The organism is Telluribacter humicola, assembly GCF_017355935.1.
GTDB lineage: Bacteria > Bacteroidota > Bacteroidia > Cytophagales > Spirosomataceae > Telluribacter > Telluribacter humicola.
Map to the genome: position 1 here is coordinate 449,679 of NZ_JAFIQT010000003.1, position 25,221 is coordinate 474,899.

General features: G+C 51.6%; 19 protein-coding genes and 1 pseudogene. 11 read left to right on the forward strand and 9 right to left on the reverse strand.

All coding sequences use genetic code 11. The annotated features are described in order from the left end of the window. Positions 1 to 104: 104 nt before the first annotated feature. Positions 105 to 1,268: a PepSY-associated TM helix domain-containing protein gene (locus tag JUB14_RS17225; protein WP_207507702.1), complete on the reverse strand. Its 1,164-nt coding sequence runs from the start codon at positions 1,266 to 1,268 to the stop codon at positions 105 to 107. 261 nt (positions 1,269 to 1,529) lie between these two features. Between JUB14_RS17225 and JUB14_RS17230 the strand changes: the two genes are divergently transcribed. After that, positions 1,530 to 3,977: a TonB-dependent receptor gene (locus JUB14_RS17230; RefSeq protein ID WP_207507704.1), complete on the forward strand. Its 2,448-nt coding sequence runs from the start codon at positions 1,530 to 1,532 to the stop codon at positions 3,975 to 3,977. Between the two features lie 265 nt (positions 3,978 to 4,242). Beyond that, positions 4,243 to 5,301 (forward strand): alpha/beta fold hydrolase, encoded by a 1,059-nt coding sequence (locus JUB14_RS17235; RefSeq protein ID WP_207507705.1) that lies wholly within the window; start codon positions 4,243 to 4,245, stop codon positions 5,299 to 5,301. A 195-nt stretch (positions 5,302 to 5,496) separates the two neighbouring features. On the opposite strand, the gene JUB14_RS17240 is transcribed toward JUB14_RS17235, so the two are convergent. The 3 genes and pseudogenes from JUB14_RS17240 to uxuA form a co-directional block, all read right to left on the reverse strand. Next, positions 5,497 to 6,261 carry an SDR family NAD(P)-dependent oxidoreductase gene (locus JUB14_RS17240; protein ID WP_374757816.1) on the reverse strand — a complete coding sequence of 255 codons (765 nt, stop codon included), beginning with the start codon at positions 6,259 to 6,261 and terminating at the stop codon, positions 5,497 to 5,499. 19 nt (positions 6,262 to 6,280) lie between these two features. After that, a complete protein-coding gene (locus JUB14_RS28130) occupies positions 6,281 to 8,386 on the reverse strand; it encodes an alpha-glucuronidase family glycosyl hydrolase (protein ID WP_374757820.1) in 2,106 nt (701 codons plus the stop codon). Next, positions 8,369 to 9,571: pseudogene (uxuA, locus tag JUB14_RS28135) on the reverse strand (mannonate dehydratase); the annotation flags it as partial. The pseudogene uxuA and the gene JUB14_RS28130, both read right to left, overlap by 18 nt. A gap of 302 nt (positions 9,572 to 9,873) precedes the next feature. Here uxuA and JUB14_RS17250 point away from each other — a divergent pair. The 3 genes from JUB14_RS17250 to JUB14_RS17260 all read left to right on the forward strand — a co-directional run bounded on the left by JUB14_RS17250 (position 9,874) and on the right by JUB14_RS17260 (position 13,717). After that, positions 9,874 to 11,025 (forward strand): LacI family DNA-binding transcriptional regulator, encoded by a 1,152-nt coding sequence (locus JUB14_RS17250; protein ID WP_207507708.1) that lies wholly within the window; start codon positions 9,874 to 9,876, stop codon positions 11,023 to 11,025. 123 nt (positions 11,026 to 11,148) lie between these two features. Beyond that, positions 11,149 to 12,366, forward strand: a complete 1,218-nt coding sequence (locus tag JUB14_RS17255) for a pyridoxal phosphate-dependent aminotransferase (protein WP_207507709.1) — start codon at positions 11,149 to 11,151, stop codon at positions 12,364 to 12,366. 280 nt (positions 12,367 to 12,646) lie between these two features. Next, positions 12,647 to 13,717: a ferredoxin--NADP reductase gene (locus JUB14_RS17260; protein WP_207507711.1), complete on the forward strand. Its 1,071-nt coding sequence runs from the start codon at positions 12,647 to 12,649 to the stop codon at positions 13,715 to 13,717. Positions 13,718 to 13,782: 65 nt separating this feature from the next. On the opposite strand, the gene JUB14_RS17265 is transcribed toward JUB14_RS17260, so the two are convergent. The 3 genes from JUB14_RS17265 to recF form a co-directional block, all read right to left on the reverse strand. After that, positions 13,783 to 15,684 carry a M56 family metallopeptidase gene (locus JUB14_RS17265; RefSeq protein WP_207507722.1) on the reverse strand — a complete coding sequence of 634 codons (1,902 nt, stop codon included), beginning with the start codon at positions 15,682 to 15,684 and terminating at the stop codon, positions 13,783 to 13,785. A gap of 2 nt (positions 15,685 to 15,686) precedes the next feature. Then, positions 15,687 to 16,061 (reverse strand): BlaI/MecI/CopY family transcriptional regulator, encoded by a 375-nt coding sequence (locus JUB14_RS17270; RefSeq protein ID WP_207507725.1) that lies wholly within the window; start codon positions 16,059 to 16,061, stop codon positions 15,687 to 15,689. A 319-nt stretch (positions 16,062 to 16,380) separates the two neighbouring features. After that, positions 16,381 to 17,466, reverse strand: a complete 1,086-nt coding sequence (gene recF / locus JUB14_RS17275; RefSeq protein ID WP_207507727.1) for a DNA replication/repair protein RecF — start codon at positions 17,464 to 17,466, stop codon at positions 16,381 to 16,383. A 140-nt stretch (positions 17,467 to 17,606) separates the two neighbouring features. Between recF and pdhA the strand changes: the two genes are divergently transcribed. The 6 genes from pdhA to serS all read left to right on the forward strand — a co-directional run bounded on the left by pdhA (position 17,607) and on the right by serS (position 23,169). Further along, positions 17,607 to 18,635: a pyruvate dehydrogenase (acetyl-transferring) E1 component subunit alpha gene (pdhA, locus tag JUB14_RS17280; protein ID WP_207507730.1), complete on the forward strand. Its 1,029-nt coding sequence runs from the start codon at positions 17,607 to 17,609 to the stop codon at positions 18,633 to 18,635. Between the two features lie 206 nt (positions 18,636 to 18,841). After that, positions 18,842 to 19,543: a tetratricopeptide repeat protein gene (locus JUB14_RS17285; RefSeq protein ID WP_207507732.1), complete on the forward strand. Its 702-nt coding sequence runs from the start codon at positions 18,842 to 18,844 to the stop codon at positions 19,541 to 19,543. Between the two features lie 119 nt (positions 19,544 to 19,662). Further along, entirely contained in the window at positions 19,663 to 20,157 is a 495-nt protein-coding gene (ribH, locus tag JUB14_RS17290) for a 6,7-dimethyl-8-ribityllumazine synthase (protein ID WP_207507735.1), read from the forward strand. Further along, positions 20,154 to 20,411, forward strand: coding sequence for a CBU_0592 family membrane protein (locus tag JUB14_RS17295; protein ID WP_207507736.1), 258 nt, complete (start codon positions 20,154 to 20,156; stop codon positions 20,409 to 20,411). The genes ribH and JUB14_RS17295 overlap by 4 nt, the downstream gene beginning before the upstream one ends. 58 nt (positions 20,412 to 20,469) lie before the next feature. Then, complete coding sequence (locus JUB14_RS17300) at positions 20,470 to 21,828, forward strand: aspartate kinase (RefSeq protein ID WP_207507738.1); 1,359 nt, start codon at positions 20,470 to 20,472, stop codon at positions 21,826 to 21,828. Between the two features lie 66 nt (positions 21,829 to 21,894). Further along, positions 21,895 to 23,169 carry a serine--tRNA ligase gene (serS, locus tag JUB14_RS17305; RefSeq protein ID WP_207507740.1) on the forward strand — a complete coding sequence of 425 codons (1,275 nt, stop codon included), beginning with the start codon at positions 21,895 to 21,897 and terminating at the stop codon, positions 23,167 to 23,169. Between the two features lie 84 nt (positions 23,170 to 23,253). Here the strand turns inward: serS and JUB14_RS17310 are convergent, their stop codons facing one another. Together JUB14_RS17310 and JUB14_RS17315 are read right to left on the reverse strand one after the other, a co-directional pair. Next, positions 23,254 to 24,111 (reverse strand): SDR family oxidoreductase, encoded by an 858-nt coding sequence (locus JUB14_RS17310; protein ID WP_207507742.1) that lies wholly within the window; start codon positions 24,109 to 24,111, stop codon positions 23,254 to 23,256. Between the two features lie 173 nt (positions 24,112 to 24,284). After that, the gene (locus JUB14_RS17315; protein WP_207507743.1) at positions 24,285 to 25,154 is read right to left on the reverse strand and encodes a helix-turn-helix domain-containing protein; all 870 of its coding nucleotides are present in this window, start codon (positions 25,152 to 25,154) and stop codon (positions 24,285 to 24,287) included. Positions 25,155 to 25,221: the final 67 nt, after the last annotated feature.

The window sequence follows — 25,221 nt, forward strand, 5'->3', positions numbered from 1 at the left end:
ACGGGTTATACATACAGAAGCCGCCGATTCTTCAGGGATTCGACGGCTTCTTTTATAAGGCTAAGAGTTGTTGGTCAAAAGACACAACAACGGCAGCAGTAGTACTAAGCCTCTACTTCATCAACGGCTGAATCTTTCAGCTTCTTGCTCTTCTTCTTTTTCCGCGGCTTGTTTATACGGTTAATCCAGAGAATGACCCCTGTAATCGGGAACGTAAAGCCCGCTATACAGGCGATGAGCGCGATGATCCGGGTAGGTAGCCCACCGATGGAGCCGACGTGTACCGGATAGAAAGTACCCCGGATCCGCTGCCCCAGATTCTTCTCCGCAAATTTATTAGTACCTATTACCGCTCCGGAGTACTGATCCAGGAATATCTGATCAGAAGCGCGATCGTGAATGGCTTCCTTGGGCATTACCGTAAAGGCTACGGCCGCTTCGGGTCCCTCAGGCCTGTTAAGATTATAGTAGCTCGCGCCGGGGTACATCTGTTCTGCAGTAGCCAGTGCCTGATCCAGCGTAATAGCCTGGGCTTCGGGCTGAGGAGTGGACACAGGGGGCTCGAACTTCACGTTCTCGGTACCTGTAATCCAGTAGATACCATCATTGAACCAGGTAAACGACCACGCCAGACCGGTAAAGGCAAAGGCGAAAAGGAAGATAGCTGTATAGAAACCCACCACAATATGCAGGTCGTGGTTGAGGCGCTTCCAGCCGCCGTCCCATTTGAGTTTCAGGCGCTGTTTCAGGATCTTTTTGTTCTGCGGCCACCACAGGATTATACCTGTTATCAGGATAAACAGAAACATCGAGGTTGATATCCCTACAATGAGCTTGCCGGTATCGTCAGCCAGCAGCCAGCGGTGCAGCGCGAATACGGTATAGAAAAAGCTGTTGCGGTGGTTGTACTGCTCCAGCAGCTCACCCGTGTAAGGGTTCATGAAGGCCAGCTCTGTTCTGCTTTTGGGTTCTTCCTCCCCCTGCACCTTTTCCTCTATCTTATACGTCACTTCTATGCTGCGGGCGGGGCTATCGTACAGCTTCACGGCCGTCACCTTTGCCTCCGGCACTTGCTTCTCCACCGTTGCCACTAATTGCTCTACCGGCACCCGCTGCGTTCCTACTTCTACCTTGTACCGGTGGGGGTAGATGGTGTGCTGCAATTCTTTTTCAAATACCAGCAGGGCGCCCGTCAGACACACCAGCGCAATGACCAGTCCGGCCGCCAGGCTCAGGTAGAGGTGAATGTTTCGGAAAAGTACTTTCATAGTAGGGGGGAGTTGCGGGTGCTGGTTTCGGGTTGGGGTTAAGTAAATGGTTTTCAGAAGCATTTCGCTTCCAGTAAAATTTACACAAAGCAAAGTTAATTTAGAATAAATACAAATTGAACACCTGCCAAAATTTAGCCTAGCACTTTAAATTAGCTGGTGAAGCGGCTAGACCTACCTTTATGGGATACACTAAGGGTAAATCAATGCTAAACTTGTCTTGATAGTAGTGCGCCTGTAACCTTGTGTAGCTTTCCATTCATGAAGTACCCATTTTTTCTTTTGCTCTTACTATCCGTCCAGCTTTACGGCCAGAACAGTTCCCTAAACGGTATTATAACCGATAAACAAAGTACCCAGCCTCTCGAATACGCTAACGTTACGATTCACAGCTTGCCTGATTCGGCCCTGGTCAACGGAGCGGTGACCGCGGCAGATGGTAGCTTTGAATTGAGCAAACTGAAAGCCGGTAGCTATTACCTGCAGGTGTTCTTTGTGGGCTATAAGGTACATAAGGTACCCGTTCAGCTCGAAAGGGGGCAGAAGCTTGATGTAGGTACTTTGGGCGTCGAAGCAGATACCAAGCTGCTGGAGGAATTGAGGGTATCAGGCCAGCGGGCTACGGTTATTACCCAGATCGACAAGCAGGTCTACCGCGCCGATCAGTTTCAGTCAGCCGTGGGAGGTACGGCGGTGGATGTGCTCAAAAACATGCCCTCAGTTACCGTCAATGCCGAAGGCGAAGTCAGCATGCGGGGGGCCAATGGCTTTCTGGTGCTGCTCAACGGCAAGCCGGTACAGGCCAACATGGGTACGCTGCTGGCCCAGTTGCCCGCCAACTCCATCGAAAACATTGAGATTATCACCACGCCCTCCTCACGCTATGACCCGGACGGCAAGGCGGGTATTATTAATATTATTACTAAAAAAGGCGCTAACGACGGCCTGTCTCTGCTGGTCAACGTACAGGGAGGCCTGCCCAGCGTCAACAGCTACGACAATGCCGAAAAACCCGTACGCTACGGAGCCGACGCTACCCTCAACTACCAGAAAGGCAAGTGGGACGTGTCCACCAGCTTGAGCTACCTGCGCAACGACATAGCCGGTCGGCGCGTGGGGGATGTCAATACCACCATCGGCAACCGTTTTACCCGCTTCCCGTCCGTGGGCGAGCGCAGCTTTGACCGCTACAACTTTTCGGGCCGGCTGGCGGTGGGGTACACCCCGAACGCCAATAACACCTTCGGGGGCGGCTTTTACTACGGCAACCGGACCGAGTACCGCCTGGCCGACATCCTCTACAATAATACCACCACCGACCTCAGCACCGGCAACATCCTCAGCCGCACCACATACTTTAATTCTAATCTGGTACAGAAAAGGGGGAAGTTCTACACCGCCAACGCTGACTACACGCATACGTTCCTGAACCGCGCTACCCTGTCGGCTTCGGTGCTGTACGAGTACGACTACCTCGATGGCTACACCCGCAACAGCAACCTGAACGCCCGCAACTACGCCGATACGCTGCAGTATACCCTCACCACCACCGACCGGCCTATCCATAACTTCCGCACCAGTGTAGACTACGCTACTGCCGTAGGTGGAGGTAAGCTGGAGGCGGGCTACCAGTACCGCAGCCAGCAGGATGAAGGGGACTTTGTGTACCGCGAAAAAGAAGGCAACTTCACCCGACCTGTTCTCATTCCGGCCTTTACGGGAGGAATACTGGTAGATAATCAAATCCACTCCCTATATACCCAGTACGGGGCCAAAAGGAGCCGCCTGGAGTACAATGCCGGACTACGATTTGAGTACGCGACCCGGCACCTGTTCATCAAGCAAACTAACGACACCTACGACCTGCGCCTTACCAACCTGTTCCCTTCTTTTAATATCCTGTATTCTCTAAATGATGATTTGAAAGGAAAGCTGGGGTACAGCCGGCGCGTGCAGCGCAACAACAACTTTGCTCTGAACCCCTTACCCGAGCGCGAGCACTCTGAGACCCTCGAGCAGGGCGATCCGCAGTTGCTGCCGGAATTCGTGAATCTCTCTGAAATTGGCGTGGTCAAAACCTTTGAGACAGGTACCTTCCTGGCGACGGTCTACCATCAGGATATCACTAACATTGTTAACAGGGTTAACAGCGTCTACGCTGATACCATCCTGAACCGTATCTTTACCAATGCCGGCAAGGCCCGCCGCTGGGGCGTAGAACTGGGGCTGGACGTGCAGCCGGTGAAAGGTTGGAAGCTGTACCTGGGCGGAAACGTCTACGACTACAAGATCCGCGGTCAACTCTTTGACAATACCATCATTTTCAACACCAACAGCCTGGTGTACTCCCTCAACGGCACCTCGAGCGTGCAGATCAGCCCGACACTCCTCTTTCAGGCCAACGTCAGCTACCTCTCGCAGCGCATCACAGCTCAGGGCGAAGACTCACGCTTTATAGTACCTAACTCTTCTCTTAAGAAAACCTTTATGAAGGGGAAGCTGTCGGCTATGCTGCAGTGGCAGTCGATGAGTCTGGGTCTGCTGCCCTCCAACGAGCAGCGGATTACCACCCGTGGCCGGGACTTTTTTACCACCACCAACTACATCCTTGAATCGGACGTATTCATCCTCAACCTGAGCTACTCGCTTAACCAGTTGAGTAAGAAGTCACGCCTACCGTCGAGTGAGTTTGGGGAGAAAGAGTTTTAAGTAGAAGGATCGATAAACTCGGATGCTGCTTTCGCTAATCCACATTACATATATTATTCTTATTGCCCTTCCCACACTTCCCGGACATTCTTCTGGTGGTGTTCATTCAGCCCCTCGTCCCTTACTCTATAACTGAGTTATATAAGCACTATAGCCACAGACATAATGTACACAAAAGGTACTCTAGAAAAATAGGTAGCAGCCCTTACGCAACCCATACGGTTTTTACAGCATCTTAGCTTTGAAATTCTCCTACTATGTGACCATGGCCAAGCAAACGTTCTGTCTTTTGATAATCATTTTTTGTGCTGCTTGTAGTACAACCCGCCCCTTTAAAACAAGTGATGGGCAAAAGTTGCCAAATAGTATTGCCGAAACACGCCGTATCAAAATCGGTGGTATCAAACAATTTGTAACGATACGGGGAGCAGATCGACGTAATCCAATTCTGTTGTGGCTACATGGAGGTCCTGGTAGTATAGCCATGCCGTTTTTCATTCACTACAACGCTTCATTGGAAAATCAATTCACAGTAGTGTATTGGGATCAACGCGGATCGGGAAAGTCTTACTCTTCCCGTATACCATCAGCCAGTATGACTTTGGATCAGTTCATTACTGATACCCATGAGCTGACCGACTGGTTAAAGAAACGATTCCAGCAGGATAAGGTAGTACTAGCTGGGCACTCCTGGGGTAGCTTGCTGGGGATGCACGTAATTGCCAGGCATCCTGACGACTATTCCGCTTTTGTTGCTGTTTCCCCTGCTATCAACTGGCTTGAAGGCGCACGAATTTCTTACGAATTTACGCTCAATACAGCTCAGCAAAAGCAGGACACAACCGCCTTAGCCACTCTAAAACGCATTGGTAAGCCCGATGATGGGTTTTTAAGTGATGAGGGGGCCTACAAGCAACATAGAGCCTTAGTGGAAAAATATGGCGGAGTACTGCATCAGAATCTTAAACTACCTCATAGCCAACTCCTTCTACGTTCAAAAGAATACAGCTTGTTAGATTTATTGAAAACCCGGAAGATAGCCCGTTTATCAGCTCCCCTGGTCAAAGAGATATTTCCTAAATTGGATTTAAAAAGCCAAATTCCTGCGGTTGAGGTACCGGTTTACTTCTTTTTGGGGCGGTATGATTATAACTGTCCTTCCGAATTAGCAGCCGATTATTACAATTCATTGCAAGCTCCTTTTAAAGAATTGATCTGGTTTGAGGAGTCAGCTCATTCTGCTTGCTGGGAAGAATCGGATAAATTCAACGCACTGGTCATGGAGAAGCTGTTACCTGCCAAAAGCGAAGGGGTTCCAAAATAGAAGCATGTGAAAGCAGAGAACTATAAAATTACAATTAAACTTTTCACGTTGGCCTGAGGGGCACGAGTCTTCCTTATACATGTGCTTTAGCCCTGTGCGACACAGGTCAGGAGGATGGCCTAAAAGCAGAAGGAACGCCAATTAATTAGCGTTCCTTCTGCTTTTAGCTTATAGCTATACTACCTAATCCCTATCCTAAAACCCAATCGAATTACCCCCATCCACCGGTAGCGATACACCCGTAATAAACGAGGCGGCTTCGGAGGACAGAAACACAGCCGCCAGACCGATGTCTTTGGGAGCGCCCAACCGCGCCATCGGTGTACGGCTCATGGCCCTCCGCAGGCGGTCCGGGTCATCACCCATGGCTTTCAGGAACATAGGGGTTTCGATGAAGCCGGGAGCGATGGCGTTGATACGGACATTATGCGGCGAAAATTCCGATGCCAGTATCTTAATCATGCCTTCCAAAGCCGTCTTAGAAGCTCCGTAAGCAGCCACCCTATCTATACCGTAGTAGGCGGCCATGGAGGAGATCATCAGAATAGAGCCGCTGCGACGAGCGATCATGCTCCGGGCGCACTCCCGGGTCAGCGAAAATACGGCGTTGAGGTTGGTCATCAGGATGCGGTCAAACTCCTCATCCGTTACGTCCAGCGCCGGTTTCTTCATATTAATACCGGCATTATTAATCAGTATGTCAATGGGCCCCCAAGTACTCTCGATATGCTGCACCAGGGCCGGGAGCTTCGCCCGATCTGTTACGTCATTGACTACGTAGTGAGCCCGTTCGCCCAGGGTACTTACGGCTTCTTTGAGCATTTCTTCACGGCGACCCGTTATGACCACCCGGGCTCCGGCATCAACCAGGCATTGGGTAGTAGCCAGTCCGATGCCGGTACCTCCTCCGGTTACGAGGGCTAGTTTTCCTTCTAATGAAAAAGATTGTGTTGTATTCACAGCTTGTATTTTCTGGTTATTAACGTAATTGATAAATCCGCACCAGCTCTTTAATCTCCTCCAGCGTGCGGTCGGGCTTGGGCAAATCGTCGGGTATGGGTCGCTTCGAATACGTCTGGAAGTACAGCACGCAGGCATCGCGCCACCACTCGGCCTCCCGCTTCTGGATCTGCAGACGACTGGCTACGTCGGCGTGTAATTCGGGGTCTACGGAGCCCTTCACGCTGTCCCACTGCCGGATCATCTGCTCCACGGAGTTGACCCCGCCGTAGTAGCGGTAGCAGAGTTCCTCCCACAGGGTACGTCCGTTGTCCATCTTATACGACCAGGATACATGGTGGAACCAAAGCAGGTACTTTTCCGGCGTATTTTCCAGTACCCCCCACTGCTGCTGCAACTCTGGAGCGTACTGCGAAAGGGCGTTGGAGCCGGTTTTGGTACGGTCGAAACCGATACCCTGCGCATCAGCGCGGTGGTAGTAGAGGGAGGTCCAGTCGGGGCGCTGGCTCTTTTCGAGCCAGGGCTGCGGCCCGTAGTGAATACTTTCGCCCATGATGTGGTGCAGGCCCAGGGGCGTCATGTAGTTGACCGCCGCCTCGCGTGATTCCATAAAAATACTCTTAATGGTAGCCACCGCCTGCGGCTGGCGGGTGAGCGTCATCTTTATCCACTCTTCAGCAATCTGCTCCGACGACAGCGTGTGGTCCCAGGCCAAGCGACCATAAGCGTACCAATTGGCCTGCCCCACGGGATGCCCGGTCCAGTTGCGGTCGGAGCCAATGTTGGACACGCCCGCCATGCCGGTACGGGTATAGCCGTGCAGGCTGCCATCTACTACCTCCGCTACCGTTGAGCCGGGGCCTTTGACGTAGGTATCGCTGTCGAGCGTTTCTTTGAAGAGCGGTGCTTCGTACACCAGGTGCGTCGCGAAGCCCAGGTACTCCTGCGTGAGCTGAAACTCCATCATCAGAGGCGTCTGCGGCATCTGTCCGAACAGCGGGCTGAATGGCTCGCGCGGCTGGAAATCAATGGGGCCGTTCTTGACCTGGACCAGTACCTTCGGGTCAAACTGTCCGTCGAAAGGCTTGAACTCCTCGTAGCCTGCCTTGTAGCGGTCGCCGTTAGGGTCAGCTTTGTACACGAAAGCCCGCCACATCACAATTCCATCGTAGGGAGCCATCGCCTTAGCCAGCATGTTGGCACCATCGACGTGGGTCCGGTTGTAGTCTTGCGGACCGGGCTCGCCCTCGGAATTGGCTTTTACCACAAACCCACCGAAGTCCGGAATAATGGAATAAATCTCTTTCACCTTCTCGTTCCACCACTGCTGTACGGCCGGGTCCAGCGGGTCGGCGGTGGAGAGGCCACCCACGTTGCGCGGCGCCGTGAAGCGTACTGACAGGTACACCCGGATACCGTAGGGACGGAATACATCAGCCAGAGCCTTTACTTTGTGCAGGTACTCCGCCGTCATGAAGCGGGCACTGGCGTTTACGTTATTGACTACCGTGGCGTTGATCCCAATGGAAGCATTAGCGCGGGCGTATTCCTTGTAACGGGGGTCAATCACCTGCGGCAGGTCGTACCATTTCCAGATGGATGAGCCGGCGTAGCCCCGCTCCACGGTACCGTTGGGGTTGTCCCAGTGGTTGAGTACGCGGTACTGTACCTTGGGGCTGGTAGTGATATTTAGCTCCGACAGCGGACGCAGGGTCTGCAGGTGACGTAAAAGCCCGAAGCTCCCGTACAGGAGCCCCTTTTCGGTTTTGGCGGCTATGATAGTTTGGTTGCCTTTGCGGTAGATATGGTACCCCTCCTGCCCTACTTGTTCCTGCGCATTGAGTTGAAGAACTACATCGCCTTTGCCCGAAGCCTGCTTTTGCACAGGTACTTTAGTACCCAGCAGCCCCTGTAGGCCCGTCTGTAACTCCTCCACGGCCACTTGCCGCATGGGTGAGCTTTCGGTGTTGACGATGGCGGTAAAAGCAGTAGCGTAGGCCCGCTGCAAGGCCGCGCCCTGAATCCGGTCGTATTTAAGCCAGAGGCGGTAGCCGTCGTCGGCGCGGGTACTTCCTCCTACTAATACAGAGACTAGCAGGAGTACCAGCGCCAGTGAGCGACGAATAGCCAGCTCCATACCCCGTAGTTCGGCCAGACCTTTAAGACGACCAATGGCCGAATAGCCGGGGTAGGTCCTTTTGTGGAGGTCGTCCAGCATCTGGTGACCGTGGTCGGGGCGCATAGGTAGCGCGCTGTCGGGACGACCGGCCTGCTGCCGGCGCTGCTGTTCGAGAACTAGTTCTTTCATAACACTATACATATCGACATCGCCAGTCAAGTGGTCGGCTTCGTGAAAATTACGTGGTTCGTCGGCATCGCGCTTGGTAGAACGCAGATGCACAAAGTGAATCCGGCCCCCCAGCCGCTGCACCATACCCGGCAGATCGTTGTCGGCCCGTACCCCCAGCGAGCCGGTACAGAAGGTAATGCCGTTGGCCCGGACGGGGCAGGCATCCATCAGCGCCTGCAGATCGGCTTCGGTACTTACCACGCGGGGCAGTCCCAGCAGCGGACGCGGCGGATCATCGGGGTGGATGCACAGCCGTACGCCCAATTCTTCGGCAAGAGGTGCTACCTGTTGTACGAAGTAGTGCAGATTGGCCCGTAGTGCATCGGCATCTATATCTTTATAGGTATCCAGCAGGGACTGAAAGGTAGCCAACTCAAAGGCTTCTTCTGAGCCCGGCAACCCCAGCAGTACCGTTGCGGTCAGGGCCCGCAGTTCCTCCTCACCCATGGACTCAAACCGCCGCCTGGCCCGCTCGATGGTATCGGCATCGTAGTCCTGCTCAGCGCCGGGACGCTTCAGGATATGGAGGTCAAAGGCCACAAACTTCTCCCACTCGAAGCGAAGGGTACGGGCGCCGTTGGGCAGCTGATATACTACATCCGTCCGCGACCAATCCAGCACTGGCATGAAGTTGTAGCATACTACCTCTATCCCACAGGCCGCCAGGTTTCGCAGCGACTGCTTATAGTTGTCTATGAGGGTTTCGCGCGAAGGCAGTCCCTTTTTGATGTCCTCGTGGACGGGCAGGCTCTCCACCACCAGCCAACGCAGCGGCGTTACTCCCTCCGGAGCCTGTTCAATCAGTTGCTGGCGCTCCCTGATGGCCTCCACCGACCATACCTCTCCAACAGGTAGCTGATGCAGGGCTGATACTACCCCTTCACAGCCTGCCTGACGTATATCATTCAGTGATACCGGGTCGTTAGGTCCGAACCAACGCATTGTTTGTATGAAAGGCATCTTTACTAATTACAATTTTAGAGCTTGTTAATAGATAGGTACCTGGGCTCAAGCGCCTGTACCTCCATTCGAAGCTAGATGGATTCTTCTATTTATAACTATGAGAATAAAACATTTTAAACTAAGAATAGGACAATAGCTATCGGTATCGTTTTCGAAAACGATACCGATAGCTAGTCTATTTTATCTATATTTGAATGAGTCGGTGACGGTAAGCCAGAGGGAAGAGGTAGCAGATTGATTACCTCTATGACTATTGGCAGAGAGTACTATCTGAAAAATACAATTTATAGATCCAGTACATGATAGAATGTGTAAAGTGCGGCCAAGTAGATGCCATCAAGAGGGCGGGCTTTGTCCGGGGAAAGCAGCGGTTCTACTGCCGGCACTGTAGCTACCATTTTGTAGTGGCCGAACCGACTCCCGCCAAACCAGTCAAGCGACAGGCTACCATTATGGACATTGCCCGGCAGCTGGGTATCTCGCCTTCAACGGTGTCGCGAGCCCTACTCAACCGCTACGGCATCAACGAGCGGACCCGGGCGGAGATACTACGCGTGGCGCAGGAGCTGGACTACCAGCCCAACCTGCTGGCCCAGAGCCTTAGCAACAGCGAAACCCATACCATTGGAGTGATCATTCCTGATATCGAGAGGCCCTTCTTCGCCTCGGTGGTTAGCGGCATTCAGCAGGTAGCGTCGGCGTCGGGCTACCGGGTCATGGTGTGCCAGTCCAACGAATCGCACCAGATGGAGGTGGCTAACGTACAGGCGCTGGTAGCCAGCCGGGTGGATGGTTTGCTAATCTGCCACTCCACCGAAACTACCTTGTTTGACCACATCCGGCTGCCGCACCGCAAGGGGCTGCCCATCGTCCACTTCGACCGGATTTGTGATAATATAGATACGTCCAAGGTAGTGCAGGATGATTTCGGTGGGGGCGCCGCTATCGCCGGACACCTGCATCAGCAGGGCTGTCGGCAATTAGCCGTCTTTGCCGGTCCACCAGACCTTTTGATCAGCAAAAGACGGCTGGAAGGCTTCCTGAGTACCCTGGCGGATCAGGGTATAGCAGCGGATGGGGTACGGGTAGTACACAGCCATTTCAAACCCGACGAGGCACTCTATACCCTGCGGGAGTGGCTGCAAAGCCCTGCCCCACCCGACGGGATTTTCTGCGTCCACTACGGCAATGCTATTGATATGATGCTGGACCTGAAGCAGCGGGGTGTACGTATCCCGGAGGAGATAGCCATAGCGGGCTTTGGTGAAGACAGGCTGGCCGCTGTCATAGAGCCGGGCCTCACTACCATCCATCAGCATCCGTTCCAGATCGGGCGCCAGGCGGCACTCCTGTTCCTTAACCAGATCATGGCGCCAGAAAGCTTCGTACCCGCTACCCATCAGGTAAAGGGCGAGCTGATTGTGCGTCAATCTACCCTTCGGCGAGTCTGAATGGGCACTTTGCCATTTTACATAAAAAACTTCTTTTTGTTATAGACAGTACTCCAATAAAAAACTCCTAACTTTGCGGGCAATTTGTTGAAACCGTTTCAATTACTTTAATTTTTTAATGCAATGTCCGCAGTAGCAGAGCAAGCGCGGTTGCTGGCCGACCGCATCAACGCCCTCGAAGAATCTTCGACCCTGGCGATGACCAAAATGGCCCGTGAGTTGGCTGCCCAAGGCCACAAAGTAATTAGTCTGAGCGTGGGAGAGCCTGACTTCAAGACTCCCGCCCACATTTGCGAAGCCGCCAAGAAAGCCATTGACGATGGATTCCACGGCTATTCGCCCGTAGCAGGATACCCTGATCTCCGCAAGGCGATTGCTGATAAATTGAAACGCGACAACAATATTGACTGGAAACCTGAGAATATCGTGGTATCAACGGGTGCCAAGCACTCATTGGCTAACGCCATTCAGGTACTTGTCAACCCCGGTGAAGAGGTAATTATTTTCGCCCCTTACTGGGTAAGCTATTCCGAAATGGTAAAACTGGCCGAAGGAAAGTCAGTAATATTGGAAGGAGCGTTCGAAAATGATTTTAAAGTAACGGCTGAGCAACTCGAAGCGGCTATTACGCCTCGTACCAAGGTGGTAATGTATGCTTCGCCTAACAATCCTACGGGTTCTGTGTACTCCGAGGCGGAGCTTCGCTCTATCGCGGCGGTACTTGAGAAGCACGATAATATCTTCGTAGTAGCCGACGAAATTTACGAATACATCAACTTCACCGAAGAAGGTCACTTCAGCATGGGTTCTATTCCGGCTCTGAAAGACCGTGTGATCACCGTGAACGGAGTAGCCAAAGGCTTCGCCATGACCGGCTGGCGTATCGGATTTATCGGTGCTGCCAAGTGGATCGCCGACGGTATCGAGAAACTGCAGGGACAGGTAACCTCAGGTACCAACTCTATCGCCCAGAAAGCCGCCGTAGCTGCTTTTAACGGACCACTGGATGCTACTAAGGAAATGACCAAGGCGTACGCGCGTCGTCGTGACTTGGTGGTTGGCCTACTGAAAGAGATTCCCGGTTTCAAAGTGAATGTACCTCAGGGCGCTTTCTACGCTTTCCCTGACGTAAGCCACTACTTTGGAAAGTCCGACGGAACAACCCAAATAAATGATTCAGACGATTTCTCAAACTGGCTCCTCAATACCGCCTACGTTTCAACGGTAGCTGGTTCAGGATTCGGAGCACCTAACTGTATACGTATCTCAACCGCTGCTGCGGATGAAGCGCTGACCGAAGCGGTACAACGCATCAAAGATGCCGTTGCTACGCTGAAGTAATCCTTCTTATATTCGTAAAAGCCCCGCCGGTACCCACCGCGGGGCTTTTGCATTATATAGTGGACTTGTACCTAATAATATAAAAGCAAACCGATTGCTATTTTACCAGATACTCTCTGAACCTGATGCCGCTTCCGTGAGTTGTACAGGGAAGACCAGGGAAAATAGGATAAATCGAAAAACCATAAGTTATTTTGTACTCGCTGTGGAGTACTAATGCAGTACTACGAGTGGTGGCTTCCCTCCTGAGCCCTGCATATTTATAAATGTCAACCGTATAATGAGCAAATATTACTATCTGAAAGTTAAAGAAGTGGAACGCGAAACCTCCGATGCCGTTACCATCCACTTCTGGCATCCACTCAACGAAGTGGTGAAGTATAAGCCCGGTCAGTTTCTGACGCTGCTGCTGACTCACGAAGGTAACAAAGTACGCCGCTCCTACTCCATGTCCAGCTCCCCCTATACCGATGTGTCGCTGGCAATCACGGTGAAGCGGGTCCCCGGCGGCTTTGCCTCCAACTACCTGATCGACTCGGTGAAGGAAGGCGATGTGATAGAGGTTATGGAGCCGATGGGCAACTTCACACCCGAGTTGGACGCTGACCAGGGCCGCACCGTGGTACTGATCGGAGCCGGTAGTGGTGTTACGCCCCTTGTCTCCATCGCCAAGTCGGTACTGATCGTGGAGCCGGAGAGTACGGTACGCCTACTGTACGGCAACCGCACCGAGAACAGCATTATTTTTAAGGAAAAGATAGCCGCACTCGTCAACAAATACGGAGAGCGGTTTCAGGTGGTACATACGCTTACGCAGCCGCACGAAAGCTGGACCGGTGAAACAGGCCGCCTGAATAAATCGCATATTCTTAAACTGATGGAGAAGTGGCCCGCTACCGATCCCGCCGCTACCGACTACTACCTCTGCGGACCGGAGGACATGATGGAGGAAGCCAAGCGGGCGCTGGATGTGCTGGGAGTCCCTAAAGAAAAGGTACATAAAGAAAGCTTCCTGACGGCCACTACCGCCAAGGCGCACGGAGAGGTAACGCTGGAAGAAAACGACGGAAGTATGAAAACACGCGAAATAACGGTACTGTACGAAGGCAGCGAGTACAAGTTTAAGGTAGAGCCCCACCAAACGGTACTGGAGGCTGCCCTGGACCTGGACATTGACCTGCCCTATTCCTGTCAGGCAGGTATGTGTACCGCCTGCATGGGACGCTGTGTATCAGGCAAGGTACATTTGGACGAAGAAGATGCCCTGTCGGAAGCTGAGCTGAAAGCGGGCTTCATCCTCACCTGCGTCACCCATCCTATGAGTGATGATGTGGTCATTGAAGTGGAGTAACTAGTACTCGCTATATCATATATAAAGCCCTGACAGGTAGTACTTGTCAGGGCTTTTCATTTTCACTACTTTTTCTTAGCCGGTGGAGTGGGCGGATTCGGTGCCGCCGCAGGTCGGGCCGGAGCTACCACCGGAGTAGGCGGAACTCCTTTTACTGCGGCTCCCGCTTTCTTAGGGGCCCGGGCCGGGTTAGGAGCTGGCGGTGGAGGCGGTGGAGTAGGCAAGTACTTCTCCATTCCCCGCGCTTCCAGTTCCATTTTGCGACTTATCGTTTCCATCTGGCGGCTGATCTCTTCTATCTCCTGCTGGGTTTTGCGAAAGGGCTCGCCAGCGGTTTCGGCCTGCTTTCTGCCTTCGGCAATCTGCGCGTTAAGTTGGTTTACTTCCTGTTCCTGAGCCTTTATCTTCTGCTCTATTTCGGCCAGTTGCTTATCTACTTCGGCTTCGCTTAGTTTGGCCGCTCCAGCTTTCTGATTTGGATGTAGTAAGGCCGAGCGCTTCTGTATCAACTCTTCGCGGGCCTCCATCAGCTTATCTTTCTTCCACTCTATCTTTTCCCACTCCCGTCCGAAGCGCTCCTGCTCAAAGCGGAACTTCTCCATGGTCAGGTGCAGGTCTTCCATACGGCGGTGCAGGGGCTCCATCTGCTGCTGCATTACTTCCATTTTTTTATGGAATGCTTCCAGCTTCTCCTGCAGCGTATCGTTCATCTTAAATTGCCAGTCGTGGTTAAAATCAAATTTGAAGTCATAGGCCAGTTCAGGCATGTCGATGTTGATATCCTCGGTGTCTATATCAATGTCTAACTCCATATCTTCCATTTCCTCCATATCAATCTCTGCTTCTTCCACTTCTATGGTGGTATCCGCGTAGGCGACTGGCAGGTAAGGAATATCTTTGACTTTGGCGGTAGTGGTCTTCACCGTCTTTTTATCCTGCTTCCGCTCCACGGCATATACGGATACACCTATCAGTACTCCGGCAACTACCAGTAGTACCGGCAGGCCTGCCCACATCCGTACCGGCTTTGGAGCCAGGCCCAATACCCGGCGCACCCGCTGCAGGAGTACCGGCTTCTGAGATGCAAATGGTACGGCCAGCGCCGGACTAGACTGCCACTCCGACACCCGAACCAGCGCATGAGCCAGTGACATCCTGTCACCGGAAACGGTGATGGCTACATCGTCGCAGCAATGCTCGCGCTCGGTACGTACCTTATTAGACAACCACCACAGCCCCGGGTGAAAGAAGAATACGACCTCTACAAAAGACTGCAGCAAGTTGACAAGGTAGTCGTGCCGACGGATGTGCGCCAACTCGTGCGCCAGGATGGCCTCTACCTGTGCCGGAGAAAATCCGGTCAGCAACCCTATGGGCAACAGTACCACCGGACTCAGCGCTCCTACTACCATCGGCGTGGTGATACGGGCGCTCTCGCACAGCTCTATCGACTGTGTAATATTCAGGCGGGCTGTCAGGATGCTAAAGCGGTTTCGCCACTCCCGATCAGCCACCGGCACGGCGCCGCTCCGCAGGTACTCAACGTACAGCCAGCTACCTATAAAGCGCAACATTAATAGTCCTGCACCAATCAGCCAGCACACCACCAGCTCGGTAAGGTGGGTATTGACCCACAGGCGAGCCTGACTGGCAAGAGACAACTCTACCGGCCGCCACAACAGCGCCGAAGCGGCCCTGGTAGTAGTGATGGCTGTCGAGCCAGCTACGGTAGCGGGCGCCTTCATATCCTGAAGATAATAAATAAAGGTAGCCAGTGAGCCTACTACCTGAGCACTAAGCAGGCCGATGCCCAAGCCGTAGCGTACCTGCGCCGGTCGGTTACGAAGCAGGTAGAAACCCAAAGCAGTTACCAGTGCCAACAGAGCGCCCTGCCAGAGCGCGTGCAGAAGCATCCAGCCAACTGCGCTCACGAGGGATTCCGGAATTAGAGTTAATAGGTCTTTCATGGCTAACGATTGTTTTCAATGTCGTTCAGTAGTTTCCGTATTTCATCCAGCTCTTCCTGCGATGCCTTGTGGTTGCCCAGGGCCTGCATGACCAGCCGGGCTGCCGAGCCGCGGAAAGTAGTTTCAACAAAGCGATCCAGGAGTGTCTGCTGGGTTTCTTCCTCACTGACACCTGCTGTATAGATATGTGAGCGTCCTTCCTCCGAGCGTTGGAGAAGGCCCTTCTCGTGCATGATCTGCATGAGCTTCAGGGTAGTCGTATAGCCGGCCTCTTTGGTAGCGGCCAGGTACTCGTGTACCTGTCGTACGGTACCTGGTCCCTCTTTCCACAGGTAGTGCAGAATTTCGAGTTCCGAATCTGTTGGTTTTAGACTCATGGTTTTATCAGTTTTTACATCTACGAAAATCTTCGTAACAAACGTATACGAAATTTTTCGTACTTGCAAGAGGTATCTACGAAATTTTTCGTAAGACGGTCTTAAAAAATGTTAATTGAAAGGGATCAGGAGCTGAAACTGTACGAAAGATGGGAGAATAGGTCGTAAGGTTGCACGAGGTAGAGAGAATAAAGACTTTTATTGCAAAAGCTGCAAAGAGCGTAGGTATAAGTAGGAATAGAATTAAAAAGGAGGAACAGAGGATGCAGCATCATTAGCAGGAGGAGCAACTACTCACTGCCACGGTAATTACTCCCTCCTACTTCCCGATTTCAAAGAAGCGGACATCTGCCTGGACGTGATCCAGAATGCGGTGGGAGCGCTCGGGACGGGCATCGGTGATAAATACCTGCCCCAGGAAACCGTCATCAATGAGTTCGATTAGCTTGTGGATGCGGCGGTCGTCGAGCTTGTCAAATATATCATCGAGCAGGAGCATTGGCTTGGTTTCTTTTTCGTCAGCCAGAAGTTCGTACTGCGCTAGCTTCAGCGCTATTACAAAGGACTTCTGCTGCCCCTGCGAGCCGAACTTTTTTAAGGCCACTCCGTCTATCTCGAATATATAATCATCTTTATGTACCCCTTTAAGTGTACGCTGCGCGTGCAGGTCGCGTGAGCGGTGCCGACGAAACTCCGCCCCGAAATCTTCTACGGCTACTTCGCTTTCGTAGATAATCTCGACGCGCTCCCGCTCGCTGCTCAGGTAGGCGTAGTACTTACGGAACAGGGGCAGGTACTTGTCCATGAAGGCACGACGATGTTCGTAGATACGTTGCGCCAGCCCAATGAGCGGCTCGTTGTAGGTTTCGAGCATGTCCTCATCAAGGTAGTTACGCTCGGCAAAAAGTTTGAGCAGGCTATTGCGCTGGGTGAGTAGTTTGTTGTACTGCAGGTAGTCGTCGAGGTACGATGGGTGAAGCTGAGCCAGCACTCCGTCAAAGAAACGCCGCCGCTCTTCGCTGATCCCACGTACCAGGTCCGTATCATCAGGCGCAATGAGTACCACCGGGTACTGTCCTATATGATCACTCAACCGATCGTACGATTTTTTGTCGGACATCAGCACCTTACGCTGGCCGCGCTGCAGGCTGCAGGTGATCTGGGTACCTTTGCCCGCTTTCCGGAAGATACCGTCCAGAACAAAGAAATCGGCTTCATGCCGGATGGTAAGAGCATCCTGGCTTTGAAAAGCACTTTTGGTCAGGGCCAAAAAATAAATAGCGTCCAGCAGATTGGTTTTACCGCTTCCGTTCTCTCCTACAAGGCAATTTACGCGCTCTCCAAACGTAAAACTTCCCTCCTCATAACTTTTAAAATAGGTAAGGTGGAGTTTTTCGAGCCACATGAACTTCTTTGTTAGGGACTTTATGCTTAATTTCGCAGGTCTTTGACAATTGCACGGAAAAGTACTTCCGGAAAAACAGGACTTTATTCAAACCAACAACGGACAGACAAAGTTCTGTCTTTATAAACGAGAACCAATACATGGCTACCGTTAAGGAGAAAAAGAAAGAATCAGCCCCAAAGTTGCAGCACTCTAAAGAACGTTATATGTTCTGGTACGAGAATATGCTTCTGCAACGTCGATTTGAAGAAAAAGCCGGTCAGCTGTATGGCCAGCAGAAAATCCGCGGTTTCTGTCACCTGTATATTGGACAGGAGGCCTGTTCGGCGGGTACTGCTACGGCTCTTACCCCTGATGATAAGTATATAACTGCTTACCGCGACCACGGTATGCCATTGGCGCTGGGTACTGATCCCAAGGCTATCATGGCTGAGCTGTACGGAAAAGAAACCGGTACTACCAAAGGAAAAGGTGGCTCGATGCACATTTTTGACAAAGAGCGCAACTTCATGGGTGGCCACGGTATCGTAGGAGCTCAGATCCCACTGGGAGCCGGTATCGCCTTTGCCGAGAAGTACAACAAAACCGGAAATGTATGTATCTGTTTCTTCGGAGACGGAGCCGTACGTCAGGGCGCATTCCACGAAGCCTTCAACATGGCTATGACCTGGAAGCTTCCGGTAATCTTTGTAGTAGAAAACAACGGATACGCAATGGGTACCTCGGTAAGCCGTACCTCTAACGTAACCGACCTTTATACTCTTGGCGAAGCTTACGATATGCCTTCGGAGCCCGTTGACGGTATGAATGTAGAAGCCATTCACGATGCTGTATCACGTGCCGCTGATCGTGCCCGTAAGGGAGAAGGACCTACCTACCTTGAGTTCCGTACCTACCGCTACCGTGGTCACTCCATGTCGGATCCACAGAAGTACCGTACCAAAGAAGAAGTAGAAGAGTACAAGCAGCGTGACCCTATCGAGCAGGTTAAGGCTACTATTCTGGAAAACAACCTAGCTACTCAGGAGGACCTGGATGCCATCGACGCCCGTATCAAGGAAATCGTGGCTGAGTCGGTACAGTTTGCCGAAGAGTCTAAATACCCTGATGCCCAGGAAGCTTATACTGATGTATACGTACAGCAGGATTATCCCTTGATTTTAGAATAAGCTAGTTGCTTCCTATAAGAAGAAGCCTGTCGTTGCCTGCTGGCTCCGATGGGCTTTTTTATTTACTATGATATTCTTTTTTAATATAAAGGAACGCTAACAAGATATTTAGGGTTTTGTTTCGTTAAAGAGCAAAGAATTATAGTGCAACTTGTTTGTGTTAAAGAAGTTTTCATAACTTTGCACTCCAAATTTCAACCATTTGTATGAGCAAGAAAAATACTGCGGGTCCCGGGTTGGAGATAATCGAAAACCCCGAAGCTCTGGCCGGTCAAATTAGCAAGGCCGAAGGCTTCTTCCGCAAAAACCAAAACGTGTTGTTGGGTGTTGGTGGCGCTATACTTTTAGCGCTTGTGGCGTTTGCCGGGTACCGTTTTTATATAGACGGTCAGGAAGAGGAAGCTCAGCGTGCACTTTCCGGCGTTGTATACGACTTTGAAAGTGATTCATTGCAGCAGGCCCTGAATGGCAGCGGCGGAAACGAAGGTTTATTGAGTATTGCGGATAGCTACGGTAGCACTGATGCCGGTAAGCTGGCCAGCTTCTATGCTGGTGTTGCTCTGTTGAAACAAGGTAAGTACGATGAGGCCATTGAGCGTCTGAATGACTTTAGCTCATCGGATCTGCTGGTGGAGGCTCGTGCCAAAGCACTGATTGGAGATGCTTATATGGAAAAGGGGCAGCCTGCTGAAGCGATCAGCAACTACAAAAAGGCGGCTGATTACGAAGCTAATCAGTTCTTTACCCCTGTATATTTAATGAAATTGGCGACTGCTCAGGAGAAAGCTAAGCAGCCTCAGGACGCTATTGCTTCCTATAAACGTGTTATTGAGGAATTCCCGCTCTCAGCAGAAGTTGTAAATGCTAAGAAGTATAAGGGACTCCTGGAGGGACAGGTCGGCGAGTAATGGGTTACGTAACTACCTACCCCATGAAAGGATAAAGCCGACCCGGTTTTATCCTTTTTTGTTATTTCAGGTTTATATCCCACAATCAGTATCTAATTTATCCCTGATCATACTTATCTATGTCTACCGCTCATAAAAATCTCAGCGAATTTAGTACCGAAGCTCTACCCGATATTAGCCAGCGTACGTTTGCCATTGTCGTAGCCGAATGGAATACCGAAGTGACGGAAAAGCTCTTTGAAGGAGCCTACCAGACTCTGATCAACTATGGTGCTACTGCTGAGCGTGTACTGCGCGGAAACGTACCGGGTAGCTTTGAACTGACACTGGGATCGCAGTGGTTTGCGGAGCGTGACGATGTAGACGCTGTCATAGCGCTGGGAGCAGTGATTCAGGGCGAGACCAAGCATAACGATTACATCAACCACGCCGTCGCGCAGGGATTGACTAACCTGTCGATGAAGTACAACAAGCCCGTAATATTTGGTGTATTGACTCCCAATACCATGGAGCAGGCGCTAGACCGGGCGGGTGGAAAGCACGGTAACAAAGGAGATGAAGCCGCGATCACAGCTATCAAAATGCTGGGACTTAAAGCGCAGGCTGCTCAATGAATGATAAGTTTTGGATTGATATAGTAGGGTGGATAGGGTCCGTATTGGTGGTCGGTGCCTACGCTCTAAACATTAGTGGCCGCCTGCGCGCCGATGCCCCCTCTTACTTGTGGGCTAATATCGTAGGAAGTATAGGCTTGATTCTGAATACTGCCTATGCAGGGGCTTACCCTTCAACCGGTGTAAACGTAGTGTGGGTTTTCATTGGCCTGTGGGGGCTCTGGAAAAGGAAGAAGTTAGTAAAGATGCCTTAATTATAGTACCCGTAGTACCTGTTTAATCATCCGTTTTTACAATCAATCACTAAGTAAGATGCAAGTCTGGAAATTTGGCGGCACCTCGGTTGGAAAGCCTGAGCGCATGCATTCGATCAGAAACCTTATTACGTCTACCGATACACGCAAGATCGTGGTACTGTCGGCACTGTCGGGTACTACCAATGCCCTGATCTCTATGGGAGAATCAGCCAAAGCGAACAATGATGCCGAAGCTACCCGGAAGGTAGATGAGCTGAAAGCACATTATGATAGCTTTATCCAGGAGCTGTACCAGACCGAAGAGGGCCTGGCGGCAGGACGTAAAACCGTAGAGAATGAATTTTCCTATATCCGCTCCCTGATCGGAATCCGTCCTTTTACCGCTAAACAGGAAAAGGAACTGGTTGCCGAAGGCGAACTACTGAGTACCCAGATGTTCCAGGCGTACCTGGCTGAGCAGGGTGAAAACTCGGTACTGTTCCCGGCTCTTGACTTTATGCGCATCGATGCCGACGGTGAGCCCGAACTGGAAGTGATTGAAAAGAAACTAACGGCCATGCTGGAGCAGCACCCCGGCAAGCAGCTGATCATTACCCAGGGCTTTATCTGCCGCAATCCACGCGGCCAGGTGGATAACCTGAAGCGTGGTGGCTCTGACTATACCGCCTCCCTGATTGGCGGAGCTATCCGGGCCGAAGAAATCCAGATCTGGACTGACATTGACGGGATGCACAATAACGATCCCCGCATCGTGAAGCGTACCTTCCCGATCCGTGAGCTGACCTTTGAAGAAGCGGCTGAGCTGGCGTATTTCGGCGCCAAGATCCTGCACCCAAGTACTATCACCCCCGCCAAGATGCGTGGTGTACCCGTACGTCTTAAAAATACGCTGGAGCCCGCGGCACCGGGTACCCTCATCGCTAACCAGTCTACCGACCGGGATATCAAGGCTATTGCGGCCAAGGATAACATTACGGCGATCTATATTCATTCGACCCGTATGCTGAATGCCTACGGCTTCCTGCGCCGGGTATTCGAAGTATTTGAGAAGTACAAGACCCCGGTAGATATGATTACTACGTCGGAAGTGTCGGTATCGGTAACGATTGATAATCCGGAGCGTCTGGCGGAGATTACCGCCGAACTGCGTGAATTTGCCGACCTGGAAGAGCACGACCTGGAGCAGTCTATCATCTGCATCGTGGGTAATTTTAGTGCTGATAAAGAAGGAATAGCGCTGAAGGTACTCGATGCCCTGAAGCATATTCCTATCCGGATGATCTCTTACGGAGCCTCTGAACACAATCTTTCGCTGCTCATCCACAGCACCTACAAAGCCGAAGCCCTGAACGCCCTCAACGAGCGCCTCTTCTACTATGAAGACGCGATGAAGGGAATTTTTACGGCACCGTAATAAATATACCTATTTTTGTAGCCTCGTACTTACCGTACGAGGCTTTTAGTTTATACCTATTTTGATATGCTACAGACAACCTTTATACGTGATAACAGGGAGTTAACCATTGCCGGACTTACCAAAAAGCGCTTTTATAACGCCGAGGGAGCGGTAGATCTTATTATAAACCTGGACCGTCTGCGCCGGGAGACCCAGCAGGAGCTGGATACGATACTGGCTCAGTCCAACGCCAAAGCCAAGGAGATCGGTGGGTTGATGAAACAAGGGAAGAAAGAGGAAGCCGAGGCGGCCAAAGCCGAAACAGCCACTTTAAAGGAACGCTCCAAGGCACTGGATGAGCAACTGAAAAAAATTGAAATCGAGCTACAGGACGAGCTGGTAAAGCTGCCTAACCTGCCTCACGAAAGCGTACCCAAAGGCCGCAACGCCGACGACAACATCACCGTACTGGAGCAGGGCGAAAAGCCGGTACTTCCCGAAGGGCACCAGCCGCACTGGGAGCTGATTAAAAAGCTGGATATTATAGATTTTGAATTAGGGAATAAAATTTCCGGCGCGGGTTTTCCGGTGTATAAGGGCAAAGGGGCTCGTCTGCAGCGGGCTATGATCTCTTTCTTCCTGGATGAAGCCGCCAAAGCCGGTTATACCGAAATACAGCCCCCGATTCTGGTCAACGCTGACTCCGGCTTCGGAACAGGACAGCTCCCTGATAAGGAAGGACAAATGTACCACGCTACCGCTGACGACCTGTACCTGATCCCGACGGCTGAGGTACCTATCACCAACATCTATCGCGATGTGATCCTGCAGGAGAGTGATCTACCCGTCAAGAACGCCGGTCATACCCCTTGTTTCCGCCGCGAAGCCGGTAGCTGGGGCGCCCACGTACGCGGACTCAACCGTCTGCACCAGTTTGATAAAGTAGAGATCGTACAGATTCGGAAGCCCGAGGAATCTTACGCGGCTCTGGAGGAGATGGTAAACCACGTAAAAGGCCTGCTCGAAAAGCTGGAACTCCCTTACCGTATCCTGCGCCTTTGCGGGGGTGATATGGGCTTTACCTCTGCGCTTACCTTTGATTTTGAGGTGTGGTCTGCGGCTCAGGAGCGCTGGCTGGAGTGTAGCTCAGTATCTAACTTTGAAAATTACCAGGCCAACCGTCTGAAGCTACGCTATAAAGTAGAAGGCAAAACTCAACTGCTGCATACCCTGAATGGCTCCGCGCTGGCTCTGCCCCGCATTGTAGCCGCTCTGCTCGAAAACAACCAGCAAGCCGATGGTAGTATTCGTATACCACAGGCACTGGTACCTTACTGTGGATTTGATAAAATCGGGTAAAGCTGTAGTTTGCTTTTAGATATAGTAGAAAAAGCCGCTAGCCTTCACAGCTAGCGGCTTTTTATTTAGCCTCTACGGCCAATCTTATTTCTGAACTCCTTTGAGCGCCTCAGCCACCGTATCCGACAGCGGAGTCGTAGGACGACCAATGAGGGCAGAAAGCTGGCGGCTCTCATCATATAGAGCATCCTGCGAAGCTGCGACATCCCATCCGGCAATAGCATGCGCTAATCCCTCCGGTAAGCCGAAACTGGCAAGAGCAGCCGCATATTCATCCTGCGACAAGTTCTTGTATGGAATGGCCTTCCCGGTTTGCAGAGAAACTTCAGCAGCCAGATCGCTAAGCGTAAAAGGTTCATCACCGGCCAGCTCGTACACCTTGCCCTCGTGACCTTCACCCGTTAACACAGCTACTGCGGCCTCCGCATAATCGGCGCGTGCGGCGGCAGATATCTTACCCTCACCGGCACTGCCAAGAAAAGCCCCTCCGGCCAACGCTCCCGGAATGGAACCCGTGTAATTCTCGGTGTACCAGCCATTGCGCAGGAGCGTGTACGGTATACCCGCTTCCTTAAGCGCTGCTTCCGTAGCGCGGTGTTCTTCCGCAAGGCTCACTTTGGAGGTATCCGCATGGAGGATACTCGTGTACAGGATCCACTTGACACCCGCTTTCTTCGCAGCACTGATTACATTCTGGTGCTGCCTGGCCCGCTGACCTACCTCACTACCCGAGATCAGCAGCAGGGTATCAATGCCACTCAAAGCACTAGTAAGTGTTTCGGGATCGTTGTAATCAGCTTCGCGGGCTTCTACGCCCAAGTCAGCGGCCTTCTGCGTTGAACGAACGAGTGCAACAATACTATCGGCGGATACTTTGTCTTTCAATTTGTCAACGACAAGGCTTCCTAACTGCCCCGTTGCTCCTGTGATTCCTATTTTCATTGTATGTACTCTTTACGTTTTAGGTTATTTATTCCATTGCTACATCCTTCGTAAGAGACCTCATTAGATGTACCAATAAGTACCCGCTCCGAAGTATGGGTACAAAGTTCGTACCTTACCAGGGGCCGGGAAAGGTAACAATGGGACTAAGTATGATACTTTTGGGATGGCGGCTAAAATGTAAACTGTTCCCTAAATTCAACCGGCGTGTTCCCGTTGTGTTTACGGAAGTACTTAATAAAGTTCGTAGGCTCATGGAAACCAAGCTCATAGCCTATCTCCTTGACACTTTCGCGGGTGTGAGACAGAAGCCGCTTTGCTTCCAACATTACCCTATCATCAATGATTGTTTTGGGGGTCTTGCCCAGTACCTTAGAAGTCGCCTGATTTAATCGTTTTTCGGATACGCCCAGGCTGGAAGCATAGCTACTGACCTGCTTAACCTGCCGGTACTGAGCTTCCACCAAATCCCTGAACAGAATGGTATAGTCAAGATCCGGCCCTTTCTTTATTTCCAGGAAATTCTGCTTCCTCCGTTCTCTTTCGGCCAGTAGCAGGAAGTTGTGCAGGTAATTTTTCAGCATGTCCGACTGGTGCACTTCCTTGCTGGCCCGCAGCTCCATTTCCATAAGGGAAAAGAGAGTAGGAAAAACAGAGGATGCCTCATCAAGTTGGATGGAAGTTACCCCCATAAGGTCATTGAACAGGATGTTGCTGCGCAGGTACCTGATGTCAGCCTCAGACTTACAGAAAAAACTATCGGTGAAGAGGATGGCCTTAGCATCAAAGCCGCCTTTAGGGTCAAATAGCTGAACCGTATCCTTGTTAAGAAACAGCAGCGTGTTAGGCTGTACCGGTACAGGATTAAAATCCACTATGTGGGTAGGGCTGCCCGTCTGAAACCAGACAATATGATAAAAAGCGGTACGGTGTGGAGCCGTTAGTAGCTGCCGGCTCTGCTTGTAGAGGTCTGAGATAGAAACTATCTCAAACTCAAAGGACATTCCTTCCTTAAAATCATACTTTTTGATTGGCTCTGTCATAATAAATGATTCCTCCGGTCATTACGTAACAAGAGTACGCTCCATAACCTCCACTTCCTCCTCAGAA